Annotated in this window: 11 protein-coding genes; 4 read left to right on the plus strand and 7 right to left on the minus strand. The window is 72.3% G+C overall.

The genetic code is table 11. The features are described 5' to 3' along the window. Positions 1-1572, minus strand: a 1572-nt coding sequence (locus tag CQZ88_RS06230; protein ID WP_180986956.1) for an anthranilate synthase component I, incomplete at its 3' end; no start/stop codon positions are given. A 58-nt stretch (positions 1573-1630) separates the two neighbouring features. Between CQZ88_RS06230 and CQZ88_RS06235 the strand changes: the two genes are divergently transcribed. After that, entirely contained in the window at positions 1631-2101 is a 471-nt protein-coding gene (locus CQZ88_RS06235; RefSeq protein ID WP_065922509.1) for a peroxiredoxin, read from the plus strand. A gap of 3 nt (positions 2102-2104) precedes the next feature. Here CQZ88_RS06235 and CQZ88_RS06240 read toward each other — a convergent pair whose 3' ends face one another. Then, a complete protein-coding gene (locus CQZ88_RS06240; protein WP_037200939.1) occupies positions 2105-2872 on the minus strand; it encodes a dioxygenase in 768 nt (255 codons plus the stop codon). A 122-nt stretch (positions 2873-2994) separates the two neighbouring features. Between CQZ88_RS06240 and CQZ88_RS06245 the strand changes: the two genes are divergently transcribed. Continuing rightward, a complete protein-coding gene (locus CQZ88_RS06245; RefSeq protein ID WP_006936970.1) occupies positions 2995-4053 on the plus strand; it encodes an NAD-dependent epimerase/dehydratase family protein in 1059 nt (352 codons plus the stop codon). A 79-nt stretch (positions 4054-4132) separates the two neighbouring features. Continuing rightward, positions 4133-4627 (plus strand): MarR family winged helix-turn-helix transcriptional regulator, encoded by a 495-nt coding sequence (locus CQZ88_RS06250; RefSeq protein ID WP_102799416.1) that lies wholly within the window; start codon positions 4133-4135, stop codon positions 4625-4627. Between the two features lie 51 nt (positions 4628-4678). Here CQZ88_RS06250 and pepN read toward each other — a convergent pair whose 3' ends face one another. Continuing rightward, positions 4679-7171, minus strand: a complete 2493-nt coding sequence (gene pepN, locus CQZ88_RS06255; protein WP_065922508.1) for an aminopeptidase N — start codon at positions 7169-7171, stop codon at positions 4679-4681. 85 nt (positions 7172-7256) lie between these two features. Further along, positions 7257-7436 carry a 2-hydroxymuconate tautomerase family protein gene (locus CQZ88_RS06260; protein WP_029544072.1) on the minus strand — a complete coding sequence of 60 codons (180 nt, stop codon included), beginning with the start codon at positions 7434-7436 and terminating at the stop codon, positions 7257-7259. Positions 7437-7558: 122 nt separating this feature from the next. Between CQZ88_RS06260 and CQZ88_RS29785 the strand changes: the two genes are divergently transcribed. Next, positions 7559-7708 carry a hypothetical protein gene (locus tag CQZ88_RS29785; RefSeq protein ID WP_164528072.1) on the plus strand — a complete coding sequence of 50 codons (150 nt, stop codon included), beginning with the start codon at positions 7559-7561 and terminating at the stop codon, positions 7706-7708. Positions 7709-7780: 72 nt separating this feature from the next. Here CQZ88_RS29785 and hisI read toward each other — a convergent pair whose 3' ends face one another. From hisI to CQZ88_RS06275, 3 genes are all read right to left on the minus strand, one after another. Beyond that, entirely contained in the window at positions 7781-8128 is a 348-nt protein-coding gene (gene hisI / locus CQZ88_RS06265; RefSeq protein WP_006936996.1) for a phosphoribosyl-AMP cyclohydrolase, read from the minus strand. Next, complete coding sequence (gene hisF / locus CQZ88_RS06270; protein ID WP_006936998.1) at positions 8125-8898, minus strand: imidazole glycerol phosphate synthase subunit HisF; 774 nt, start codon at positions 8896-8898, stop codon at positions 8125-8127. The genes hisI and hisF overlap by 4 nt, the downstream gene beginning before the upstream one ends. Further along, positions 8895-9713: inositol monophosphatase family protein (locus CQZ88_RS06275; RefSeq protein ID WP_308410789.1), on the minus strand; the 819-nt coding region annotated here is incomplete at its 5' end. The genes CQZ88_RS06275 and hisF, both read right to left, overlap by 4 nt.

The raw sequence follows: 9713 nt of genomic DNA on the forward strand, positions 1-9713 counted from the left end.
CCCCTCGTACGGGGTGAGGGTGCCGGCCGCGGCGACGGCGGAGAGCACGGCCATGGCCTTGTTGCGGGCCTCGGTGTCCTCGTAGACCGGATCGGAGTCGGCGACGACGCCGGCACCGGCTTGCACGTAGGCGACGCCGTCCTTGACCAGGGCCGAGCGGATGGCGATGGCGGTGTCGGCGTCGCCGGCGAAATCGAGGTAGCCCACGATGCCGCCGTAGATGCCGCGGCGGGTCGGCTCGAGTTCGTCGATCAGTTCCATCGCCCGGACCTTGGGCGCGCCGGACAGGGTGCCGGCGGGGAAGCACGCGGTGACCGCGTCGAGGGCGTGCCGGCCCGCGGCGAGGCGGCCGGTGACGGTGGAGACCAGGTGCATGACGTGGCTGTAGCGCTCGATGTGCCGGTAGTCGTGGACCTTGACGGTGCCGGGCTCGCACACCCGCCCGAGGTCGTTGCGGCCGAGGTCGACGAGCATGAGGTGCTCGGCGTTCTCCTTCTCGTCGGCGAGGAGGTCCTTCTCGAGGAGGATGTCGTCCTCCTCGCTGGCGCCGCGCCAGCGCGTCCCGGCGATGGGATGGGTGGTGGCGACCCCGTCGGCGACGGTCACGAGCGCCTCCGGGCTCGAGCCCACGATGGAGAACGCCGTGCCGCCGGAGCCGTCGGGGACGTGCATGAGGAACATGTACGGACTCGGATTGGAGGCGCGCAGCATCCGGTACACGTCGATCGGCGCCGCGTGACAGTCGATCTCGAAGCGCTGGGACAGCACCACCTGGAACGCCTCGCCGGCCTCGATCTCGCCGATGAGCCGGCGCACGTCGGCGCCGAAGCTCTCGGTCGTGCGCTGGCGCCGATAGTCGGGGGCGGGCCGGGCGAACGTGGAGACGGTCGACGGGGCGGGCGCGGCCAGGGCCGCCGTCATCCGGTCCAGCCGGGCCACCGCGTCGTCGTAGGCCTCGTCGACGCGTTCGTCGGAGCCGTCCCAGTTGACGGCGTTGGCGATGAGCGTGATCGCACCCTCGTGGTGGTCGACGGCGGCGAGGTCGGTGGCGAGCATCATCACCGTCTCGGGAATCTGCAGGTCGTCGACGGCGTGCTCGGGCAGCCGCTCGATGCGTCGCACGACGTCGTAGCCGAGGTAGCCGACCATGCCGCCGGTCAGCGGCGGCAGGCCGTGCAGCCGCTCGGTGTGCAGCAGCTCCAGGGTCCGGCGCAGCACGTCGAGCGGGTCGCCCCCGGTGGGGGCGCCGGCGGGCACGTGGCCGTACCAGGTGGCCTCCCCGTCGACGACGGTGAGCGCGGCCGGGCTGCCGGCTCCGATGAACGACCACCGCGACCACGACCGGCCGTTCTCGGCGGACTCGAGCAGGAAGGTGCCGGGCCGGTCGGCGGCGAGCTTGCGGTACGCCGACAGCGGGGTCTCCGCGTCGGCGAGCACCTTGCGGGTCACCGGAACGACGCGGTGCTCGGCGGCGAGCAGCCGGAACTGCTCGCGGGTGGTGGTGGAGTCGGGTCGGCCGCCCTCGGTGAGGTCGGGGGCCGCTGCGGGGATGGTGGTGGGCTCGCCGGACATGGCGCCCATCATCCCAGGGCCTGCCGCGGCGGGCGCGGCCGCGGTAGCGTCGCCGGACATGAGAGCCGGTGACATCGCCCCCGATTTCACGTCGAGCGACCAGGACGGCCGTCCGCGGACGCTGTCCGCGCTGCTGGCGGACGGGCCGGTGGTGCTGTTCTTCTACCCGGCCGCGTTCACCCCGGTCTGCACGGCCGAGGCGTGCCACTTCCGGGATCTGGCGGCCGAGTTCGCCGCCGTCGGCGCCACCCGGGTCGGGATCAGCACCGACCCGGTGGACCGGTTGGGCGCGTGGTCGACGCGGCAGTCGTTCGACTACCCCCTGCTGTCCGATCCGGACGGCGCGGTGGCGGCGCAGTTCGGGGTGCGCCGGGGGCTGCTCGGCCGGCTCTCGCCGGTCAAGCGGACCACCTTCGTGCTGGACACCGACCGCACCGTCCTCGAGGTGATCGCCAGCGAGGTGCGCCCCGGCGTGCACGCGGACCGCGCGCTCGCGGTGCTGCAGGCCCGGCGCGCGAGCCGGGACTGACGGTCAGTCCACCTGGACGGAACGCTTGGCCAGGCCCATCCAGAACCCGTCGATCACCTGCCGGGGCGCCTGCTCCGGGTCGCTCGACGCGCCGAGGGTGACGAACAGCGGGGCGAAGTGCTCGATCGTGGGGTGGGCGTACGGCATGCCGGGCGCCCGGGTGCGGAAGTCGAGCAGGCCGTCGACGTCGCCGGCAGCGAGCCGCTCGGCGGCCCAGGCGTCGAACTCGGCGGACCAGCCGGGCGCGACGGCCTCGGGGCGCGGGTCGCGCAGGAACGGCAGGCCGTGCGTGGTGAAGCCGGAGCCGATGACGAGCACCCCCTCCTCCCGGAGCGGGCGCAGCCGCCGGCCGAGCGCGAGCAGGCGCTGCGGATCGAGGGTGGGCAGCGAGATCTGCAGGACCGGGATGTCCGCGTCCGGGTACATGACGGTGAGCGGCACGTACGCGCCGTGGTCGAGACCGCGGTGCGGCTGCTGCACGACCGGTTCGCCGTCGGGCATCAGCGCGGCCACCTTGCGTGCGAGGTCGGGGGCGCCGGGCGCAGGGTAGGTGACCTCGTAGAAGCGGCGGGGAAAGCCGCCGAAGTCGTACACGAGCGGGGTGCCGGTGGTGGTGGCACCGATGGTCAGCGGCGCGGACTCCCAGTGCGCGGAGACCACGAGGATCGCGGTGGGGGTCGGCAGGTCGGCGGCCCAGCGTTGCAGCTGCGCCACCCACGTCGCGCTGTCGACCAGGGGCGGTGCGCCGTGGCTGAGGAACAGGGCGGGCATGGGGCTCACACGGACTCCTAAGGTTGAAGCTTCAACAATACTACCCGATACAGCACCGGCACCGTCCGAAATGTTCCCGGCCTGCGGGGATGGATCGGCGCGGGCGCGGGTATCCGCCCCCCATGACCGGAACAGAGGGCCTGAAGGTGGTCGTCACGGGCGCGACCGGAAACGTGGGCACCAGCGTCACGGCGGCGCTCGGCGCCCAGGACGCAGTCGGATCGGTGGTCGGCATCGCCCGCCGCCCCACCGACTGGCGCTGCCGCAAGACCGAGTTCGTCGTCGCCGACGTCGCCGACGACGACCTGCACGAGCTGCTGCGCGACGCGGCGGCCGTCGTCCACCTCGCCTGGCTCTTCCAGCCCACGCACAAACCCGAGATCACCTGGCGCAACAACGTGCTCGGATCGATCCGGGTGTTCGAGACCGTCGCCGAGGTGGGCGTGCCCACCCTCGTCCACGCGTCGTCGGTCGGCGCCTACTCGCCGGGACCGCAGGACGAACGGGTCGACGAGCGCTGGCCCACCCACGGCTGGCCCGGCGCGGCGTACCCGCGGGAGAAGGCGTACCTCGAACGCTGGCTCGACACGTTCGAACTGCGGCACCCCGACATCCGGGTGGTCCGGATGCGTCCCGGATTCCTCTTCAAGCGCGAGTCCGCGACCGCGCAGCGCCGGTTGTTCGCCGGGCCGCTCCTCCCCGGCCGCCTCGTCCGGGCCCTGCCGGTCGTCCCCCGCACCGCCGGACTGCGGATGCAGGTCCTGCACACCGACGACGCCGCCGACGCCTACGTCCGGGCCGTGCTCCGGCCGGTGCGGGGCGCATTCAACCTCGCCGCCGAACCCCCCGTCGACGCCGAGGTCCTCGCCGAGATCCTCGGCGCCCGCACGGTGCCCGTCCCGCCGGCGGCGCTGCACGCGGCCGTCGCCGCGGCCTGGCACGCACGGCTCGCCCCCGCCTCCCCCGGCCTGGTCGACACGGTGCTGCGGCTGCCGCTCATGGACTGCACCCGCGCCCGCACCGACCTCGAGTGGATTCCCCGGTTCTCGCCGCGCGCCACCCTCGAGGAGTTCCTCACCGGGCTCCGCGACGGCGCCGGGCTGCCGACACCGCCGCTGGCGGAGGACAGCGTGGGCCGCCGGCTGCACGAGGTCGCCACCGGCATGGGGCAGCGCCCCTGACCGCCCGCCCCGACGGACGCCCGGCGTCCCGCGCCGGCCGTCCCGATAGGGTGGACGATCGAGAAAGGACGGTGCATCAGTGGGCTCCGCACAGATCGACGACACCGAGTGGCTGACCGCATCCCAGCAGCGGGCCTGGCGGAAGCTGGTGGCGCTGATCACCCGCCTGCCGGCCGCGCTGGACACGCAGCTGCAGCGCGACTCCGCGCTCACCCACTTCGACTACTCGGTCCTCGCCGAGCTGTCCGAGGCACCCGAGCGGCGGCTGCGGCTGTCCGAGCTGGCACAGCTGTCGAACGCGTCGCTGTCCCGGCTGTCGCACGTGGTGACCAAGCTGGAGAACGCCGGATGGGTGTGCCGCCGGAGCGTGCCCGGCACGCGCGGCTCGTACGCGGTGCTCACCGACGCCGGCATGACCAAGCTCGTCGGGGCGGCCCCCGGTCACGTCGCGACCGTCCAGGCCCTGGTGTTCCAGGGCCTCGACGACGATCAGGTCGCCGCGCTGACCGACCTCGGTACCGCGCTGCTCACCCAGCTCGACAAGGGCATCGCCGCCGGCACCGGGAAGGCCTGACCGGGCAGGGTGCGCCCCCGCTGTGGCCGCGGCCGCGCACCCGTCGAACCCTCACCCGTTGAACCCCTGGGCCCGCAGATCGCGGGCCAGATGGTCGCGCTGCTCGATCACCAGGCGCCGCAACGCCGCCGGGGCGTCGGCGTGCGCGTCGAGCCACCGGTCGCACGGCCCGAGCGTGTTTCCGGCGGGGAACAGACCGACCACGATCCGGCGCGCGATCTCGATGCTGCGCTCGGACCACACCGCCCGGAGCGCGGCGAAGTAGTCGTCGTCGTACGGGGCGATCAGATCCCGGTGCGCCCCGGCCCGGAACCCCGCGATGGTGGCGTCGAGGTGCTCGTTCGACAGCGCCGTGTCGGAGAAGACCGCACTCCAGGCCTGCGCCTTGACCGCGGCGAGCGGTCGCGCGGCCAGGGCGCGCAGGTGCGCGGTCCGTCCGGAACCGGTGTCGTCGCGGGCGAGTTCGCCGTCGAGATCGGCCGGCTCCGCGTGCCCGGTCGCCGCCAGCGCGGTCCACATCTGCCAGCGCAGATCCGGGTCCAGCGGCAGCCCCGCGGGTGCCGGACCGGTGCCGTCGAGGATCGCGCGCAGGTCGGCGGCGTGGGCGTCGTCGACAGTGGCGGCCGCGGCGACCGCGCGGGCCCAGGCGAGCTGCTCACCCGATCCCGGGGTGGCGGCGCACACGGCCGTCCATGCCGCCTCGAGCCAGACGCGACGCTGCCGGGACCGGCTCGCGGCGGGCAGAAAGTGCTCGATCGCGTAGGGTGCGTTCGCCAGCAGTGCGGCCAGCAGGGCCGGATTCGGTTCGGCCACCGCGAATCCGCGGACCATGGACAGGTACCGCGCCGCGGTCAGCTCGCTGTCGCGGGTGGCGTTCCACAACGCCGACCAGATCAACCCCCGGGCCAGCGGGTCGACGACACGATCGAGCGAATGCTCCACCGTCTCCAGCGACCGCGGGTCGAGCCGCACCTTGGCGTAGGTCAGGTCGGCGTCGTTGAGCAGGATCAGCGGCGCGGCCGCCGACTCGATCGGTGTGCGCTCGGCCTCCAGGTCGACCTCGACCCGCTGCCGGCAGACCAGGTCGCCGGCCTCGTCGAAGTCGTAGTGGCCCACAGCCAGCCGGTGGGGCCGCGCCGGCGTCTGGACGATCGCGGACCGTCCCTCCCCCGCGTCCTCGAGCATCAGGGTCGACACGCCGGTGGTCTGCAACCAGGCGCGCGCCCACCCCGAGAGGTCTCGTCCCGAGGTCGCCGACAACTCGGTGAGCAGATCGGCGAGGGTGGTGTTCCCGAAGGCGTGCCGGCGGAAGTAGCGCCGTGCACCCTCGAAGAAGGCGTCCCGCCCCACGTACGCGACGAGTTGTTTGAGGACTCCCGCGCCCTTCGCGTACGTGATGCCGTCGAAGTTCAGTTTGGCGGCCTCGAGGTCGACGATGTCGGCGACGATCGGGTGGGTCGTGGGCAACTGGTCCTGCAGATAGGCCCAGGCCTTGCGCCGGTTGGCGAAGGCGACCCAGGCGTCGGTCCACTCGGTGGCCTCGGCACTGACCAGCGAGCCCATGTAGTCGGCGAACGACTCCTTGAGCCACAGGTCGTCCCACCACTTCATGGTGACGAGGTCCCCGAACCACATGTGGGCCATCTCGTGCAGGATCGTGTTCGCGCGGGCCTGGTACTGCGCGGCGGTGGCGGCTCCGCGGAACACGTACGCTTCGGTGAAGGTGACGCACCCGGGGTTCTCCATGGCACCGAGGTTGTATTCGGGGACGAACACCTGGTCGTACTTGCCGAACGGGTAGGGGTAGCCGAAGTGGTCGGCGTAGAAGTCCATTCCCTGCCGGGTCACTTCGAAGATCGTGTCGGCGTCGAGGTACCGCGCCAGGGAGGCGCGGCACAGCACGGCGAGCGGCACCGCGAGTTCGTTCCGGCTCCAAGAAGATTCGGCGTGGTGGTACGGGCCCGCCACGATCGCGGTGATGTAGGTGGAGATCGGCAGCGTCGGTGCGAACACCACCTTCTGCGCGTCGCCGATCGACTCGCGTTCGGCGACATGCTGATTGGACAGCACCTGCCATTTCGCCGGGGCGGACACGACGAACGTGAACGGCGCCTTCAGATCCGGCTGCTCGAAGCACGCGAACACCCGTCGCGCGTCCGCGGGTTCGTACTGCGTGTACAGGTAGGTCTGCCCGTCGGCCGGATCGACGTACCGGTGCAGGCCCTCACCGGACCGGCTGTACTCCGCGGCGGCGACGACGGTGACGACGTTGTGCTCACGCAGGCCGCTCAGCGCGATGCGCGCGCCGTCGTAGCGGACGGGCACCGGCTCGCCGTTGAGCACGACCGACTCGACGCCGGCGCCGAGGAAGTCGAGCCACGTCGCGTCCGCGGCTGCCGTGAACTCGACCGTCGTCGTGGTCGCGAAACAGGCGCTCCCGGCATCCGGGGCGCCGCGCAGGTCGAGTTCCACCCGGTAGCTGCGGACCGTCACCGCCCGGGAACGCTCGGCGGTTTCGGCTCGGGTCAGATTCGCGGACGCCATACGCCGATCCTGCCAGGATCCGCTCGCCGAGATCGACGGCCGGCAGCGCCCGTCGCGGGGCGCCCTGTCCCGGGGGCGGTGCACCTCACCCGAGCGGGACACCCCCGACGCCCCACTGCTCCCGCGGCACCTCGGTGATGGTCACCCACACCGACGTCGCATCCTTGCCGGTTGCCTCGGCGTAGGCCTTGGTCACCGCCTCGATGGTGGCGCGCTTCTGTTCGACGGTGAGACCGGGGGTCTGGCTGATCTGGATGAGAGGCATGGGGAGATTGTGCCGCACCGCCGACGGAGCGGGCACCGGGAGGTGTAACGAAACAATCCGGTCGGTCGATTTGGTTCACGACCGCCGTTCACGACCTGCCTCGCCTCTCGGAAGGATGCAGCATGGGATCCTCGGAACTGTTCACGGAGTTCGTCGGTTGGGCCGCAGAAGGTTTCCTCACGGACGATCCGGTCCGGTCCGCCATCGGCACCGTCGTGTACCTCGGCCTGGGTCTCTGGAGCCTGCTCACCGGCGCGCCGATCGTCATCTGACGCCCGCGACACCGCCGGTGTGTCCTTTGGACGGCTGGAGCCGCCCAAAGGACGCACCCGCGCCGAAGGCGCCTACTCGCCGGCGAGCAGGACGTCGGCGTCGAAGCACGTGTGGGTGCCGGTGTGGCACGCGGCCCCGACCTGGTCGACGACGAGCAACACCGTGTCGCCGTCGCAGTCGAGCCGCACCTCGTGCACGTACTGGGTGTGGCCGGAGGTCTCGCCCTTGACCCAGTACTGGCCGCGCGAACGCGAGAAGTAGGTGGCGGTACGGGTCTCTAGGGTACGGGCGAGCGCCTCGTCGTCCATCCACGCCATCATCAGCACCTCGCCGGTGGCACGTTCCTGGGCGACGGCGGCGAACAGCCCCGCCTCGTTGCGCTTGAGCCGCGCCGCGATCGCCGGATCCAGCCTGCTCATCGCACCTCGATCCCCTCGGCGCGCATCGCCGCCTTGACCTGCGGGATGGTGAGTTCCCCGAAGTGGAACACGCTGGCCGCGAGGACCGCGTCGGCGCCGGCGTGCACGGCGGGGGCGAAGTGCTCGACAGCTCCCGCGCCGCCGCTGGCGATCACCGGCACGTGCACCGCGGCGCGCACCGCCTGGATCATCGGCAGGTCGAAGCCGGACTTGGTGCCGTCGGCGTCCATCGAGTTCAGCAGGATCTCCCCCACGCCGAGTTCCGCGCCGCGGCGTGCCCATTCGACGGCGTCGATGCCGGTGCCGCGGCGGCCGCCGTGCGTGGTGACCTCCCATCCCGACGGGGTGTCCTCCTCGCCGTCGGGCACGGTGCGGGCGTCGACGGACAGCACGATGCACTGCGACCCGAACCGCTCGGACATCTCGCGCAACACCTCCGGGCGGGCGATGGCGGCGGTGTTGATGCTGACCTTGTCCGCGCCGGCCCGCAGCAGCCGGTCCACGTCCTCGACGGTGCGGACGCCGCCGCCGACGGTGAGCGGGATGAACACCTGCTCGGCGGTGCGGCTGACCACGTCGAGCATGGTGCCGCGGTCGCCGCTCGACGCGGTGACGTCGAGGAAGGTCAACTCGTCCGCGCCCTGCAGGTCGTACGCCGCGGCGAGTTCGACGGGATCACCGGCGTCGCGCAGGTTCTCGAAGTTCACCCCCTTGACGACGCGGCCGGCGTCGACGTCCAGACACGGGATCACCCGGACTGCCAGGGTCATGGAATTCGGTCCTCCTCGGGGACGGGACCGGGAAGCGATCCCACGATGTCGAGTATCTCCTCGTGCACGCCGGGGGCGCCGGCGACCACAGAGCCGGAGCCGATGCGCCAGGGCTTGCCGGCGAAGTCGGTGGCGAGACCACCGGCCGCCCGCACCAGGGCCACGCCGGCGGCGTTGTCCCACGGGTGGTGCCCGAAGACGACGGCGGCGCCGAGCACCCCGGCCGCCGTGTACGCCAGGTCCACCCCGGTGGAACCGTGCATGCGCAGGCGCGACACCCGGCGGCTCAGCTCGGTGATGACCTCGAGCCGGCGCCGGCCCGGGATACGCCCGCGGCTGTCGATGTCGAAGCTGCCCACGCCGACCATCACGTCCGCCAGCGCCGCCGGCTGCAGCGGCGGCTGGGGACGACCGTTGCGCAGCAGCGGCCCGTCCGCGGCGGCCGCGAACCGGTCGCCGACGAACGGCAGCCAGGTCAGCCCGAGGATCGGGTCGCCGTCGCGGACGAGTGCGAGCAGGATTCCCGCGGTGGGCAGCCCGGCGGAGTAGTTGACGGTGCCGTCGATCGGGTCGAGCAGCCACACCGTGCCCGAATCGGCTTCGGGACCGCCGAACTCCTCACCGTGCACGGCAATGCCCGTGCGCCGCTCCAGTTCCGTGGAGATGCGCCGTTCGAGTTCGAGGTCGAGGTCGGTGGCGAAGTCGTTGGGCCCCTTGTTCACCGAGCGCGGCGCGCCGCGACCGGCGACGAAACGCTCCGACGCCGCGTCGAGCACCTCACCGGCGACGGCGAGCAGGCTGGACAGATCGGCGGG

Source organism: Rhodococcus sp. ENV425, assembly GCF_002887785.1.
GTDB lineage: Bacteria > Actinomycetota > Actinomycetes > Mycobacteriales > Mycobacteriaceae > Rhodococcus > Rhodococcus aetherivorans.

Excerpts from the sequence above, each read along its gene's own strand:
- hisF (WP_006936998.1), bottom strand. The coding sequence starts at position 8,898 with ATGACCCTGGCAGTCCGGGTGATCCCGTGTCTGGACGTCGACGCCGGC.
- CQZ88_RS29785 (WP_164528072.1), top strand. The coding sequence starts at position 7,559 with ATGGGATCCTCGGAACTGTTCACGGAGTTCGTCGGTTGGGCCGCAGAA.
- CQZ88_RS06240 (WP_037200939.1), bottom strand. The coding sequence starts at position 2,872 with ATGCCCGCCCTGTTCCTCAGCCACGGCGCACCGCCCCTGGTCGACAGC.
- pepN (WP_065922508.1), bottom strand. The coding sequence starts at position 7,171 with ATGGCGTCCGCGAATCTGACCCGAGCCGAAACCGCCGAGCGTTCCCGG.
- CQZ88_RS06260 (WP_029544072.1), bottom strand. The coding sequence starts at position 7,436 with ATGCCTCTCATCCAGATCAGCCAGACCCCCGGTCTCACCGTCGAACAG.
- CQZ88_RS06245 (WP_006936970.1), top strand. The coding sequence starts at position 2,995 with ATGACCGGAACAGAGGGCCTGAAGGTGGTCGTCACGGGCGCGACCGGA.
- CQZ88_RS06235 (WP_065922509.1), top strand. The coding sequence starts at position 1,631 with ATGAGAGCCGGTGACATCGCCCCCGATTTCACGTCGAGCGACCAGGAC.
- hisI (WP_006936996.1), bottom strand. The coding sequence starts at position 8,128 with ATGAGCAGGCTGGATCCGGCGATCGCGGCGCGGCTCAAGCGCAACGAG.